The sequence below is a fragment of the Bifidobacterium sp. LH_419 genome, assembly GCF_056356955.1.
The window spans coordinates 1-15,562 of the sequence record NZ_JBKEVG010000014.1; the positions used below are offsets into that span (position 1 = coordinate 1).

General features: G+C 66.0%; 6 protein-coding genes. All 6 read left to right on the forward strand.

What is annotated here, in order from left to right; all coding sequences use genetic code 11:
• Nucleotides 1-168 precede the first annotated feature (168 nt).
• The 6 genes from AC1AYX_RS08860 to AC1AYX_RS08885 all read left to right on the forward strand — a co-directional run bounded on the left by AC1AYX_RS08860 (nt 169) and on the right by AC1AYX_RS08885 (nt 15,216).
• Complete coding sequence (locus AC1AYX_RS08860) at nt 169-291, forward strand: hypothetical protein (protein ID WP_476503134.1); 123 nt, start codon at nt 169-171, stop codon at nt 289-291.
• Between the two features lie 201 nt (nt 292-492).
• Nucleotides 493-1,665, forward strand: a complete 1,173-nt coding sequence (locus AC1AYX_RS08865; protein WP_476503135.1) for a LacI family DNA-binding transcriptional regulator — start codon at nt 493-495, stop codon at nt 1,663-1,665.
• A gap of 489 nt (nt 1,666-2,154) precedes the next feature.
• Entirely contained in the window at nt 2,155-3,519 is a 1,365-nt protein-coding gene (locus AC1AYX_RS08870) for an MFS transporter (protein WP_476503136.1), read from the forward strand.
• A 432-nt stretch (nt 3,520-3,951) separates the two neighbouring features.
• Nucleotides 3,952-5,004, forward strand: coding sequence for a ketol-acid reductoisomerase (gene ilvC, locus AC1AYX_RS08875; RefSeq protein WP_476503137.1), 1,053 nt, complete (start codon nt 3,952-3,954; stop codon nt 5,002-5,004).
• Between the two features lie 951 nt (nt 5,005-5,955).
• Nucleotides 5,956-7,008, forward strand: a complete 1,053-nt coding sequence (gene ilvC / locus AC1AYX_RS08880; RefSeq protein WP_034529598.1) for a ketol-acid reductoisomerase — start codon at nt 5,956-5,958, stop codon at nt 7,006-7,008.
• A 984-nt stretch (nt 7,009-7,992) separates the two neighbouring features.
• Entirely contained in the window at nt 7,993-15,216 is a 7,224-nt protein-coding gene (locus tag AC1AYX_RS08885; protein ID WP_476503138.1) for a leucine-rich repeat protein, read from the forward strand.
• Nucleotides 15,217-15,562 lie beyond the last annotated feature (346 nt).

Genomic DNA, 15,562 nt, shown 5'->3' on the forward strand with positions numbered 1-15,562 from the left:
TCGAGCTTCGGCCTGGATGCAAAAGGAAAGGAAGACAACGGAAATCCTGCGACAGCATCCACACCACGCCCGGGATTTCTAAAACACCACGTTTGGTTCCTATAACCCGATGCGCGCGACGCGGGCCGCGCACTCGGCGTCTACGGCAACGCCCGCCCGGTCGGCGTGGTGATCGGCGCGCTTGCCGGCGCGCTCGCCATCGTCGTGGCGCCCGCGTCGCTCGGCTACGTGGCGGTGTTCCCCGCCGCGATCGTATGCGTCGCACTCGCCGCGTTCTTCCTGCGCAAGTAGGACTTCCTTATCCCCTGTGCCCCCTTGAGGGAGCCAGTGCGATTCGGACAGACGGTGGGACCACGGCTTCTTTGCGCCCCCTTGAGGGGGAGCTGGCGCGCGAAGCGCGACTGAGGGGGCTGTCGGCGGAGCCGACTGGAGATGATGGTGCGGGTACGATAGTCCCGTATATATGGTCATAGCGCGAAAAGGGAGTGGTGCATGGTCGGTATGCGCGACGTGGCCCGTCGGGCCGGAACCTCGGTGAGCACGGTGTCGCTCGTCGTCAACGGCACCGGATACGTGTCCGACGAGATGCGCAAACGCGTGCAGGACGCGATGGACGCGCTCGGCTACATCCCCAACGAGCTCGCACGCAACTTCTACCGCGACCGCACCAACATGGTCGGCGTGATCGTGCCGACCGTTCGCCACCCGTTCTTCGCCACGTTCGTCGCCGCCCTCCAGCGCGGCTTCTCGGCACGCGGCATGCGCGTCGTCCTGTGCTCGGTGGCGGACACCGGCAAGGACGAATCCGAGTACATCGACATGCTGCGACGGCACATGATGGACGGCATCGTCATGGCCGCGCACACGCGTCATCCCGCCGACTATTGGACATCCGTAGACCGTCCGATCGTCGCGTTCGACCGCTATCTCGGCGAAGGCGTGCCGTCGGTGAGATCCGACCACGAGCAGGGCGGCCGCATCGTCGCGCGCGAGCTGATAGCGTCCGGCGCGCGTCACGTCGCGCTGGTCGGCGGCCCACGCGCCCAGTTCCACGATCTGACTGACGATGATCCGTCGGACGGCCCGCATCCGGAATCCACGTTCCCCACCGTGCGCTACTACCTCACGCTGGAACGTGAGCTGGACGCGGCCGGCATCGCGCACGAGTACGTCGAGTCGGGCGGCGTCGACGATTTCGCCGGATACGTCGCCGCCGTGCGCGGCCTGTTCGACCGTCGCGGACGCGCGGTCGACAGCGGCGATGCCGGTAACGTCGACGGCGGTGACGACGGCGTCGCGCCCGTCGCGACGGACGCCGCCGTGCCGCCCGTCGACGCGATCGTCGGCAACGACGTCGTCGCCGCGCTCGCCGTGCAGGAGGCGGCGAGGCGCGGCATCCGCGTGCCCGACGACCTCCAGATTGTCGCGTACGACGGCACGTATCTCGTCGACGCGGCCGGCGTGCGGCTCACGACCGTCGCGCAGGATTTCGGCACGATCGCCGAGCGCATCGTCGACCGGATGATCGCGTTGATCGGGGATGGTGGTGACGACGCGACTGCCGGTGACGCTGCGATTGTCGATGATGGCGATGATGACGGAGCGGGGGAGCGCGGCGTCACGCTCGTGCCGCTCGTCCTGCGCAAGGCCGACTCGACGCGGTGACGGCGGCGCGGTGGCCGCGGTGGTGGCTGCGACCTGTCCCGCAGGTTACGGGAATGTGATGGGAAAATGCGACGAATTCGCATGGTTCACATAGTGAACATCAGTGGCCGGCGGCGGAACGGCGCTCCTATGGTGTGGAACCAGTTCGAGCGATAACCGCTCGGAGGACAAACTTCTAGACCGAAAGGAGGCCGCCGCGATGACTGGATACACTGCCGATACCACCGTTGATGAGTCCGTTCTGACCCTCGTCAACGTCGCTCTGCTGTCCGCACGAATTATTATTCCGTCTTCGCTGGCGGCATGATCGGCTTACAAGCTTGAGCCCCGTCAGCGAAGGCAGGGCGAGAGCGATTGATCACGTTTCAAGCCCTGCATGAGATGCGGGGCTTTTTCATTGCCCGCCCGCCACGATCCACAAGATCAGGGCGTGCGATGGAATTCCGCGAAATAGAGAGAGAAACCCCATCCAATTCAGGAGACAATCCCATGAGTGCAGTCGAGGAAACGGCTGAAAACGCAGCTGAAGGCAAGCTGCAGGCGATGGCCCACGATTCCGTGAAGACCGTCATCGCCGCCTCCATGGTCGGCACGGCCATCGAGTTCTACGACTTCTACGCCTACGGCACCGCCGCGGCGAACTACTTCCCGCACATCTTCTTCTCCGCGAAGGACAACCCGACCGTTGCGCTGCTGATGAGCCTGCTGACCTTCGCGATCGCGTTCATCGCCCGCCCGCTCGGCTCCCTCGTGTTCGGCCACTTCGGCGACCGCATGGGCCGCAAGACCACGCTGGTCGTCTCCCTGATGACGATGGGTATCGGCACGTTCCTCATCGGCTGCCTGCCGACCTACAACCAGGCGGGCGTCTTCGCCGTCGCCATCCTGTGCCTGCTGCGCTTCATCCAGGGCATCGGCCTCGGCGGCGAATGGTCCGGCGCGGCCCTGGTCGCGACCGAGAACGCGCCTGAGGACAAGCGCGCCCTCTACGGCTCCTTCCCGGAGCTCGGCGCCCCAATCGGATTCTTCCTCTCCAACGGCACCTACTTCCTGCTTGAGACCTTCAACGACTCCGACGCGATGCTCGCCTGGGGCTGGCGCGTGCCGTTCCTGCTCTCCGCGGTGCTCGTGATCATCGGCCTCGTCGTCCGAGTCCACATGGAGGAGACCCCGATCTTCCGTATGGCCCAGGAGCAGAAGAAGGTCGTCAAGTCCCCGCTCACCGAGGTGTTCCGCAAGTCCTGGAAGCAGGTCCTGCAGGCCACGTTCCTCGTCGCCGTCACCTACACGCTGTTCTACACGCTCGCCACCTGGTCCCTCGCATGGGGCACCAAGGAGCAGGGTGAGGGCGGCGGTGGCCTCGGCTTCACCAACCAGGAATACCTGCTCATGCTCATGATCGCCATCTGCGTGTTCGCCGCCTTCATCGTGATCTCCTGCGTGAACGCCGACAAGTGGGGCCGCAAGCGCGTCATCATCACGTCCTCCGTGCTGCTCGTCGTGTTCGCCGCGCTGTTCCCGTTCCTCCTGAACGGTGAGATCGTCGGCCAGCGCAACTTCTTCGCCAACATGGTCTTCCTGTGCGTCGGCTTCGCCCTCATGGGCACCGCGTTCGGCCCGATCGGCGCCTTCCTGCCCGAGCTGTTCGACGCCAACGTGCGCTACTCCGGCTCCGGCATCGGCTACAACCTCGCCGCCATCGTCGGCGCGGCCTTCGTGCCGACCATCGCCACCTGGCTGAGCTCCCACTGGGGCGTCCACTCCGTCGGCATCTACCTCGGCGTGATGGCCCTGTGCTGCCTCGTCGCCGTGCTCTCCTGCCACGAGACGAAGGACGTCGACTTCACCAAGTGACGTCTTCCCTTGGCTCCCTCTGACGAGGGAGCTGGCCGCCGCAGGCGGACTGAGGAAGAGATATTGCGGGCCGTCACGTTCCAGCTATCTCTCCCCCACCCGCTTCGCGGGAGCCCCCTCGTCAGAGGGGGCCGGAGAAAGCCCTCGCCACTTCCCGCCAGCGGGAGGGGCGCAGGGAATGCGAATCCCCCAAACTTTCCAGCTGTAATCGCGTTTGATTTCGGCTTGATTCCATAACTGAAAATTCAATTCAATATTTGGACGCGGGCGACCGCGCCGCCCACTGCGGGACTAGAAATAGTCCCCAGTGAACCGATGACTTTCCCCGACACAAGGACACAATCCTTCTCGCCGAAGGCCGTCAGCAATCTCACCGATTGTCGGACGTGGAGTTTCGTTCGGCACACTGAACAACATAAAGGAGTGCCTATCATGGCAGCAACTATCTGGTACGAGAAGGACGCCGACCTCTCCGTGTTCGAAGGCAAGAAGGTCGCCATCCTCGGCTACGGTTCCCAGGGCCACGCCCACGCGCTGAACCTGCGTGACTCCGGCGTCGACGTCGTCGTCGGCCTGCGTCCGACCTCCAAGTCCGTCGAGTTCGCCAAGGAGCAGGGCCTCGAGGTCAAGTCCGTCGGCGATGCCGTCGCCGAGGCCGACGTCGTCATGATCCTGCTGCCTGATCAGTACCAGGCCGCCGTCTACAAGAAGGACATCGAGCCGAACCTGAAGCCGGGTGCCGCTCTGGCCTTCGCCCATGGCTTCAACATCCACTACGGCTACATCAAGCCGTCCGAGGATCACCCGGTCTTCATGGTCGCGCCGAAGGGCCCGGGCCACATCGTGCGTCGTGAGTACGCCGCCGGCCGTGGCGTCCCGGTGGTCGTGGCCGTCGAGCAGGATCCGGATGGCAAGACCTGGCCGCTGTGCCTCGCCTACGCGAAGGCCCTCGGCGCGCTGCGCGCCGGCGCCATCAAGACGACCTTCACCGAGGAGACCGAGACCGATCTGTTCGGCGAGCAGGACGTCCTCATGGGCGGTATCAACCACCTGTGCGACATGGGCTTCGACGTGCTGACCGAGGCCGGCTACCAGCCGGAGATCGCCTACTTCGAGGTCTTCCACGAGCTGAAGATGCTCGTCGACCTCGCCAACGAGGGTGGTCTGAACAAGGCCCGTTGGTCCTGCTCCGACACCGCCCAGTACGGCGACTACACCTCCACGGTCATCACCGAGGAGACCAAGAAGCGCATGCAGTACCAGCTCAAGCGCATCCAGGACGGCTCCTTCGCCAAGGAGTTCATGGATGACCAGGCCGCCGGCGCCCCGAAGTTCAAGAAGCTGCAGGAGGAGTTCTCCCACCCGCACCTCGAGACCGTCGGCCCGAAGCTGCGCGCCATGTTCTCCTGGAACAACGGCCCGGCCAAGGATCAGGACGAGGCCGAGTCCTTCAACGGCAAGATTGCTCGTACCCAGGTTCAGTGAGCTTGACCGCCCCGGCTCCCGTCCGATGAGGACGCGGCCGGGCGACCATATCGGTCGGTGAAAGGCCGCCATCCGTTTACCACGGGTGGCGGCCTTTTTGGTTGTTTCTGTTGTTTCTGTTGTTTTGGTTGTTTGGGTCTTTTGGGTTTCGTTTCTTTGCCGGCGGTTGTCGGCCTCGATTGCCGGTCGGCGGCTGTCGTCTGCCCCGTATCGGTCGCCCCGTCCTCGGCGCGATAAATCCCGGGAATTCGGCCTATGCTCCGGGAATCTTTGTGCTGACTCGGTCTCAGCGCAAGGATTCCCGGGTGATGGGGCTGTTTTCCGGGATTTCTTGTGCTGGTGACGGTTCAGTGCAACAATTCCCGGATGACAGGGGTGATTCCCGGGAAAAATTGCGCTGGGAATTTGCGTTGGGGAATGGGGCGCAAGGATTCCCGGGTGATGGGGATGATTCCCGGGAAAAGTTGTGCTGGAGGTGTTTCAGCGCAACGATTTCCGGACGACAGGGGTGTTTTTCGGGAAAAGTTGCGCCGTGTCTGTGGTTGCGCCATGGTCGGCGGGGCGACGCGATGGGATGAGGCCCCGGCTGTCCACGATGCGGGGGAAAGGGTCGGATGATGGCCCGAATCATGGACGTGGGCCACTATCCGACCGCAATATCGCTAGGATTGAGCGCAGTTCACGGGACACAATCCCGTACGATCGAGGTCATCCGGTCAACGCACAACGCACGCGTCACCACGCACACGCGACCGGCGGACCACCCACCCGCGCAACATGCGCCAACGCATAACGCGCAACCACATAACGACACCGTGTACCGTTCGCACGAACGGTCGAACCGGTTGGACACGACCGACGGCGGCCCCGCAGGGGCGATGCCGGCGGGCGTCGTCGGACCGGCGCATCGACCGACGCCGTGCGACGGTACGCAAGTAAAGGAGTGCCACCATGGCTGCACAGATCTGGTATGAGAATGACGGCGATCTCTCCGTGCTCGAGGGCAAGAAGGTCGCGATCATCGGCTACGGCTCGCAGGGCCACGCCCACGCGCTGAACCTGCGCGATTCCGGCGTCGACGTCGTCGTCGGCCTGCGCCCCACCTCCAAGTCTGTGGACTTCGCGAAAGAGCAGGGCCTCGAGGTCAAGTCCGTGCCGGAAGCCGCCGCCGAGGCCGACGTCATCATGATCCTCGCGCCGGACCAGTACCAGCGCAACATCTGGAAGGACGACATCGAGCCGAACATCAAGCCGGGTGCGGCCGTCGCCTTCGCCCATGGCTTCAACATCCACTACGGCTACATCAAGCCGTCCGAGGATCATCCGGTGTTCATGGTCGCGCCGAAGGGCCCGGGCCACATCGTGCGTCGTGAGTACGCCGCCGGCCGTGGTGTCCCGGTGGTCGTCGCCGTCGAGCAGGACCCGCGCGGTGACGGCTGGGCGCTGACCCTGGCCTACGCGAAGGCCCTCGGCGCCCTGCGCGCCGGCGCCATCAAGACCACGTTCAAGGAGGAGACCGAGACCGATCTGTTCGGCGAGCAGAACGTCCTCATGGGCGGCGTGAACAAGCTCGTCGAGATGGGCTTCGAGGTCCTCACCGACGCCGGCTACCAGCCGGAGATCGCCTACTTCGAGGTCTGCCACGAGCTCAAGATGCTCGTCGACCTGATGAACGAGGGCGGCCTCAACAAGGCCCGTTGGTCCTGCTCCGACACCGCCCAGTACGGCGACTACACCAACACCGTCATCAACGAGGACTGCCGCAAGCGCATGGAGTACCACCTGGGCCGCATCCAGGACGGCTCCTTCGCCAAGGAGTTCATCGACGATCAGGACGCCGGCGCCCCGCACTTCAAGGAGCTGCAGGAGAAGTACTCCAACGAGCGCATCGAGACCGTCGGCCCGAAGCTGCGCGCCATGTTCTCCTGGAACAAGGACGGCGTGAAGGACGCCGACGAGGCCAACTCCTTCACCGGCAAGATCGCCCGCGCCCAGGTCCAGTGAGCCTGACGCTCTGAGCTGAGCCCATAAGCAAGGCCGCCGTTCCCCGATACGTGGGGAACGGCGGCCTTTCGCGTTATCGAAGAAATCAAAAGAATCAAAAATATCAAAAGAATCAAAAGCTGGGGTCGGGGAGGGGGAGTCGCGCGCCTGCGGTGCACGGCGTCGGTTCTGCTCCATGCTTGGCGCGGAAGCGACGCTGACGGCCTTCTTAGCGTCGTTGCCGTGCCATGGGTGGCGTGGGGACGACGCATTTGGCACGGATGTGATGGGGATGGCGGTCTTGGCGGTGGTTCCGTGCCATGGGTGGCGTGGGGGCGACGCATTTGGTGCGGAGGCGACGGAATCGGGGGAGTCGAAAGCGGCAAAGTGGGGGTGGGCGGGGGTCTCTCCCTCAGTCAGCCTTCGGCTGACGGCTCGACCGCGATTATGGACAGCCTTCGGCTGGCCTCATATCGGCTCGCCTGGCGGCTCGCACATCGCCTACAAACGCCTCTGGCGTTTGCTTGACGGCGATGTCCCGTCAGAGGGAGTCCCGCTTTGCGGGACAGCTCCCCCTGAAGGGGGAGCAAAGGTGGGGCGTATAGCACGTCTCGGCTGGGAAAACAAGTCTTGTGTTCTGGGAATTTGCGGCGTAAGTTGACGAATGGACTGTGAGTGTTCGACGGCGGCACCGGGAACGGGAAGATAAGGTGCCGTGTCCGGGGGTGGCGTCGGCGCTCGTCGTAACCGATTACGGGATTACGGGCAATCAGCATGGTCGGCCATCACCGATGGTCGTCGTGCGAAGTCGTCGTGCGAAGTCGTCGTGCGAAGTCGTCGTGCGAGGCCGTCGGTCGAATGACCGTAGTGCGTACCGTGCGTGCCCCGTGCCCCCGCGATCGGCAATCATCGACAGACCGATCAGATATGGATATGAGAGGGAACACCCGTATGGTTTCAGGGCATCATCATGCCGGACCATGGCGGTCGATCACGGCGCTTGCCGTGACAGCCGCCATGCTGCTCCCGGCCAATGTGGCGATGGCCGCGCCGGCTGCGTCGCAGCCTGCCGCGGCATCGCAGGATTCCGCCGTGGCCGCCGCGTCCGACGGTACCGGCAACAGCGCCAGCAACACCGTCACCACCGCTGATAGCGGCAAGAACGCCACCGGTAGCACCGGTAGCACTGCCGACACCGCCAAGACCGCCGACAAGACGGACGCGAAGGACGCCGACGCGCTGCTGCGCGCGGTCGGCGAGTCCGCGGACAAGTCCGGCAAGAACGACAAGTCCAGCGACAAGGGGCTGCTGTCCGGCTCCGGCGACGCCGCGACCGGTATCGCGACGATCATCGTGCAGCTCGACGACACCACCGCCGGCGTGCCGTGGTACCGTTCGCTGTTCGGCGTGAGCAAGCAGACGCGCCACCGCGAGATCAAGAACGACATCCGCGATCTGGCCGCGAACCAGCCGTCGCTGATGTCCACCGACGGCGCCAAGTCCAACGGCAAGGCGAAGTCCGTCCAGGTCTCCGACGTGCAGGACTACTACCACGCGATCGACGGCTTCGCGGTCAAGGCCCCGGCCGCGCTGCTCGACGGCATCCGCGAGCTGCCGGGCGTCAAGCGCGCGTTCATCGAAAGCAAGTACAGCATCCCGGACGAGAAGTCCGCGGCCGACGATTCCACGCCCGACCTGAAGAACCAGTCGTCGCTCGACATGACCGGCGCCGACAAGGCCGCGCAGAAGGGCGACGGCCAGACCATCGCAATCATCGATTCCGGCCTCGACACCGACCATGAGGCGTTCCAGGGCGACCTCGACGACGCCAAGGTGAAGATGAGCAAGTCGGACGCCGAATCGAAGATCAAGGAGCTCGGCCACGGCACGTACGTGTCCGAGAAGATCCCGTTCGCGCGCGACTACGCCGACAACGACGACAACGTGAACCCGAGCGACCTGTCCGGCATGGAGCACGGCACGCACGTCGCCGGCATCGCGGCCGCCAACTCCGGCGACCAGATCCGCGGCACCGCGCCCGACGCGCAGATCATGCCGATGAAGGTCGCCGACGATTTCAGCGGCGCCATCTACGATTCCTCCCTGCTCGCCGCCATCGACGACGCGAAGGCGCTCGACGCGGACACCGTGAACATGTCGCTCGGTTCCGACGCCGGCTTCTCCGAGGAGTCCACCGCCACCTACGGCGACGCCATCAAGGCGCTGCGCGACGGCGGCGCCACGGTGAACGTGGCCGCCGGCAACGCGACCACCGCCGCGCTCGGCAACGCCTCCGGCGCGAACCTGCCGTACGCCTCCGATCCGGACAGCTCCGTGATCTCCTCCCCGTCCTCCTTCCTCGATTCGCTGTCCGTGGCGAGCGTGAACAACGCGCAGCGCCAGTCCGCGTTCCTCGGCCCCGACGGCACGGCCATCGGCTACCTGCAGCTCGGCTTCGCCGATGAGAACGGCCAGGCCACCGGCGACAGCACGCCCGGCCTGTCCGACAAGGACAAGGGCCTCAAGGACGGCGAGTACGAGTACGTGGACGGCGGCATCGGCTCCTCCGAGGACCAGAACCGCCTCGCCAATGAATACAACTGGGACCTGTCCGGCAAGATCGTCGTCGTCAAGCGCGGCGGCACCGAGCCGAGTGACGGCCACGCCCTCACCTTCGGCGACAAGCTCATGAACGTCGGCACCGCGCTCAACGCGGCCGCCGTCATCTTCTACAACAACGCGGACGGCGCGATCACCGGCGCGGCCATCAAGACCGGCATCGTCGTCAACATCCCCGTCGTCTCCATCTCCGGCAAGGACGGCGAGAAGCTCATCGCCGCCGCCGACAAGAAGCTCACCGTCAAGGCCGACGCCACCGCCGCGCCCGCCGGCTACTCGATGAGCGACTTCACCAGCTGGGGCGTCACCCCGGACCTGAAGCTCAAGCCCGAGATCACCGCCCCCGGCGGCAACATCTGGTCGTCCATCCCGAACGACAAGTACGAGTACATGTCCGGCACGTCGATGGCCACGCCGCAGATGGCCGGCATCTCCGCGCAGATGCACGAGTACGTGGACGCCGACGGCAAGTTCGCCGGCATGTCCGACGCCGAGAAGGCGAAGGCCGTCACCCGCCTGCTGATGAGCACCGCCAAGCCGGTCGCGTCCGGCGACTCCTACGCCTCGCCGCGCCAGCAGGGCGCCGGCCTCGCCGACGTGCCCGCCGCCACCTCGACCGACGTCTACCTGACCGTCGACGACGCCGACGACGACTCCCGTCCGAAGGCCGACCTCGGCGACAGCACGGACGGCACGTGGTCGTTCACGATGACCCTGCACAACCTCGGCGGCAAGGCCCGCTCCTACACGCCGGACGCGCAGGCCCTGTCCGAGGCGGTCGCCGACGGCCTGTTCCAGAACACCGACACGAACTGGACCGGCAAGGGCATCGACGTCGCCTACTCCGGCAACGGCTACGACGCGAAGACCGGCAAGGTGACCGTCCCGGCGAACGGCAGCGCGAAGCTGACCGTCACCGTCGCCACCGCGCAGGCGTTCAAGGACTTCGCCGCCGCGAACACCCCGAACGGCACGTTCGTCGAAGGTTTCGCCATGCTCAAGGCCGCCGACAAGAACGGCGTCGACCTGTCCGCCCCGTTCGTCGGTTTCTACGGCAAGTGGAACCAGGCCTCCGTGTTCGACTCCGCGCTCTGGGAGAAGGGCGACAAGGCCTACCACGTGTACGGCACCGCGCTCGCCAACCCGAACAACGGCCTGCCGCTCGGTGTGAACCCGCTCGACGGCGACGCCACCGCCGGCCCGGTCTACGACATCGACCCGAACCGCATGGTCGTCTCCCGCACGAACTACAGCAGCTCGCCGATCGCCGCCTGGCCCGTCACCGGCCTGCTGCGCAACGCGAACAAGCTCAAGTACGAGTACACGGACGCGAACGGCAAGGTCGTCAGGAGCTACTCCTACGACTACGTGTCGAAGTCCACGCTCAACCAGACCACCGGCAGCGTGCTGTACGCCGAAGCGCGCCTCGGTAACGGCTCCGGCGCGTTCGACGGCAAGTCGGACGACGGCGCGAACCTGCCCGATGGCACGTACACGCTGCGCCAGACCGCCACGACCGCCGGCCCCGGCTCCACCGAGCAGCAGAGCGCCGCCTACCAGGTGACCCTCGACACGAAGGGCCCGCACATCAGCAACATGCAGCTCACCGGCGAAGGCGACGCGAAGACGTTCTCCTTCGATGTGACCGACGAGTCCTGGCTCTCCGCGATCGACTTCCACGATCCGACCACGCTCGCCTACTTCAAGCGCATCCTCGCGCCCGCCGACTACACGACGAACGCCGACGGCACCCGCACGTGGCACTTCGACGTGAAGGTCGCCGACGTGGCCGCCGCGTGGACCGCGTCCGGCTTGTCCGGCTCCCTGCCGAACACCGTCCCGCTGTACGCGTGGGACTACGGCCTCAACGCGAGCGATCGCACGACCGCCGTCATGACCCCGGTGGCCGCCACCGGCATCACCGTCACGCCGGACAAGCTCACGATCGCGCCCGGCCAGACCGCGAAGCTCAAGGCCGCCGTCCAGCCCGCCGACTCCACCGAGCAGGAGCTGACGTGGACGAGCGCCGACCCGACGAAGGTCAAGGTCGACGCCGACGGCACGCTCACCGGCGTCGCCCCGAGCGACGGCAAGCCGGTCGCTGTGACCGTCGCCTCGAAGATCGATCCGGACGTCAAGGCCGTCGCGCAGGTCACCGTCGCCGACGTGACCGACGAGACCGGCATCGCGATGGCGCAGGATTCCGCCACGATCGAGCCGGGCAAGACGCTCGACGTCGCCGCGATCGTCGCGCCGTCGCTCGACGGGAAGAAGATCGCGTGGTCGAGCTCCGACGAGAAGGTCGCCACCGTCGCCGCGAAGGACGGACAGTCCGGCAAGGCGATCGTCACGGCGGGCGAGCAGGTCGGCACGGCGACGATCACCGCCACCGTGGCCGGCAAGTCCGCCACGATGACCGTGCGCGTCCAGCCCGCCGACTTCGCCCAGTTCGTGTTCGACAAGGACGGCACGACGCTGCTCGGCTACACCGGCAACGCGCGTGACGTCGTGATTCCGAACAACACGAAGGCGATCGACTACAACGCCTTCGCCAACACGCAGGCCGTCACGATCACCGTGCCGTCCAGCGTGGAGACGATCGGCAAGCAGGCGTTCGCCGGCTCCGGAAAGCTGACTACGGTCACGTTCCAGAACGACGCGAAGCACCCGAGCCACCTCAAGTCCATCGGCGATGAGGCGTTCACGCAGACCCTCGCGCTCGACACGGTGAACCTGCCGGTCGACGTGAAGGACTTCGAGCTCGGCGTCAACGTGTTCTACAGCTCGACGCTCCGCCACGCGACGCTGCCCGCCTCCCTCACCGAGATTCCGGACGGCACGTTCAACGGCGACGCCCAGCTCGCCGACGTGACGATCTCCGCCGATACCACCGTGATCGGCGACAACGCGTTCAATGCGAACCAGTCGCTCGGCGCGCTCAAGCTCGTCGACCGGAAGGGCGACGTGACCACCGGCTGGCCGCAGAAGCTGAAGACGATCGGCGGCTCGGCGTTCGCCGGCACCGCGTTCGGCGGCGTCATCGAACTGCCCGCCAGCGTCCGTTCGATCGGCGACAGCGCCTTCGCCCTTGTCGGCGCCGATGTGCGCCTGAACGACGGACTGGAGTTCATCGGCGCGACCGCGCTCTCCGGCACCACCGGCACCGAGGTCGTCATGCCCGATTCGCTCGACGAGGTCGGCCACGGCGCGTTCTCCAACATGCCGAACCTCGCCAAGGCGACGATCGGCGCGAACGTGCCCGACAAGCAGTTGGAGGCCGCGTTCGTCGGCGACGCCAAGCTCGCCGAGTTCACCGTCGGCAAGGACGTGAAGCACTACAGCGAGTTCGGCGGCGTGCTGTTCAACAAGGACCGCACGCGCATCATCGCCTACCCGAACGCCAACGCGCAGGGGCCGAAGGACGGCGTCTACACGATCCCGGCCAAGGGCGAGAACGGCTTCGACACGACCGTGACCGACGTGGCCCAGTACGCGTTCTACGACAACTCCACGCTCAAGGGCGTGAAGTTCACCGAAGGCCTCAAGATCATCGGCGACTCCGCGTTCCTGAGCACCGACTTCACCGAGGTCGTCCTGCCGAAGACCCTGGAGACCGTCGAACACGGCGCGTTCATGAACATGGCGAACCTCAAGTCCGTCGACTTCGGCGGCACCATCACCGTGGGCGGCAGCGCCTTCTACAGCGATCCGGTGCTCACCGACCTCAACATGCGACCCGAGTACAACAGGCTCAAGTCGTTCGGTTCGCTGGCGTTCGGCAAGTCGCCGGCCATCACCGCGCTCGACTTCCCGGATTCGGTGACCGACCTGGGCGACCTGGCGTTCTCCAACATCACCTCGCTCAAGAAGGTCCACCTCGGCGCGGGCATCACGTCCGGCGTGGCCGGCGTCTTCACCGGCGCCAACGGCCTGAGCGAGATCACCGTGTCCGAGAAGAACCCGGTGTACTCCGCCAGCGGCAACGTCCTCTACCAGAAGCAGGATGACGGCCTCCACCTGGTGCTCTCCGCGCCGGGCAACCCCGTCACCGACTACACGGTCAAGGACGGCACCGTCGCCATCGAGGCGCAGGCGTTCCGCAACAACCACCAGTTGAAGCACATCACCCTGCCCGCGAGCCTCAAGACCACGACGACCGGCTCGTTCAACTCGACCGACGGACTCACCGAAGTCGTCTTCCCGGACGGCTTCGAGAGCACGAAGTCCTCGTTCCTGTTCGCCTCCGGCCTCGAATACGTCGAGTTCGGCACGAAGACCAAGAACATCCAGGACGAGTTCTGGGGCCACCGTCCGACGCACCTCGTGGTGCGCGGCGGCCAGGACGGCACGTACACCGGCGGCATCATCGCCGGCGGCATGCAGACCGCGTACTTCGGCGAAGGCATGACCACGCTGAACATCTCCGATACGCCGAGCATCGTCGTCGTGCCCGCCAGCCTGAAGAAGCTGAGCCTCGCCGGTGACGGCACGGTGTACGCGCCCGCCGGCTCGGAAGGCGAGAAGGTCGCCATCGCGACCGTCGGCGCCGACCGCGTCAAGGCGTACACGCCGCTCACCCTCACCGCCGACATCGACGGCGAGGTCAAGGCCGGTGCCAAGGTGACGGTCAAGGCCGAAGCCGAGGGCGGCGTCGACGGCGCGAAGCAGTACCGCTTCGTCGCCGTGGCCGCCGACGGCGCCGAGATCGTCCTGCAGGACTGGTCCGACGCCGCGCAGGCGGAGTGGACCGTGCCGGAACAGGCCGGCGGCGTGAAGGTGCGCGCCGAAGTGCGCGACGCCACGTGGTACAGCGTCGCCGCGACCGCGACCGACGCCACGCTCGACGCCGCCCGCGTGGCGCTTGACGAGTCCATCGCCGCCGCCAAGGCCGTCAAGCAGGGCGACAAGGTCGACTCCGCGTGGAAGACGCTCCAGGACGCGATCGCCGCCGCCGAGAAGGCGCGCGACAACGCGACCGCGACCGCCGGCGACCTCCAGCAGGCCTCCGCCACGCTCGACGCCGCCGTGACCGCGTTCGGCAAGGCCGACGCCAAGGCGGCCGACGCCCAGCGCGCCGCGCTCGCCGATGCGATCGATGCCGCCAAGGCCGTGACACAGGGCAAGAAGACCGACGAGGCGTGGAAGACGCTCCAGGATGCGATCGCCGCCGCCGAGAAGGTCTTGTCCGACACGAGCGGCGACCTCTCCGGCCGCGAGGTCGACTCCGCCACCGCCGCGCTGAACGCCGCCGTCACGGCGTTCCAGCAGTCCGCCGACAAGTCCGATTCGGGCGACAACGGTGGGAACGGCGATAACGGCGGTAACGGTTCCGGCGATAACGGAAACGGTGGCAACGGTTCCGGTAATGGTTCCGGCGATAACGGTGGTTCCGGTAACGGCAATGGTTCCGGAAACGCCGGTAACGGTAGCGGTTCCGGCTCCGGCTCGGCCGCCGGCAACGGCCAGTCCGGCCAGAACGGACAGAACGCCGCCGACCGCGGCGGACTGTCCGCCACCGGTTCGACGATCCTCCCGCTCGCCGTCTTCGTGACGGTCTGCATGGCGATCGCCGCAGCCGCCACCATCGCCCGCCTCCGTCACAAGGAGTAACGGCATGCGATGACGGAATGCGCCTCTAGACGCAAGGCGTTTTGTGGCCCCCTCTGTCGAGGGGGCTGTCCGCGAAGCGGACTGGGGGAGAGTAGAGGAGCGGCCGCAGGCCGCGGGAGATAAGGCATCGGCCGAAGGCCGATTCGATTTCCCCGCGGCCTGCGGCCGCTCTTCTTCTCTCCCTCCGTCATCGCTTCGCGATGACACCTCCCTCGTCAGAGGGAGGTTGTTTTTGTTTCAAGCGGTTTCGCGGGTGTCGGGCGGGGGTGTAATAATAGGCGGCAGTTTTCTATGAGAACGTTCACATTACAGGCGGACGTCGTTGAGGAGCGACGGACGGCGACCG

Bases quoted from the DNA above. Each gene is read 5' to 3' on its own strand.
- AC1AYX_RS08870 (WP_476503136.1), top strand. From the start codon at position 2,155: ATGAGTGCAGTCGAGGAAACGGCTGAAAACGCAGCTGAAGGCAAGCTG.
- AC1AYX_RS08865 (WP_476503135.1), top strand. From the start codon at position 493: ATGGTCGGTATGCGCGACGTGGCCCGTCGGGCCGGAACCTCGGTGAGC.
- ilvC (WP_476503137.1), top strand. From the start codon at position 3,952: ATGGCAGCAACTATCTGGTACGAGAAGGACGCCGACCTCTCCGTGTTC.
- ilvC (WP_034529598.1), top strand. From the start codon at position 5,956: ATGGCTGCACAGATCTGGTATGAGAATGACGGCGATCTCTCCGTGCTC.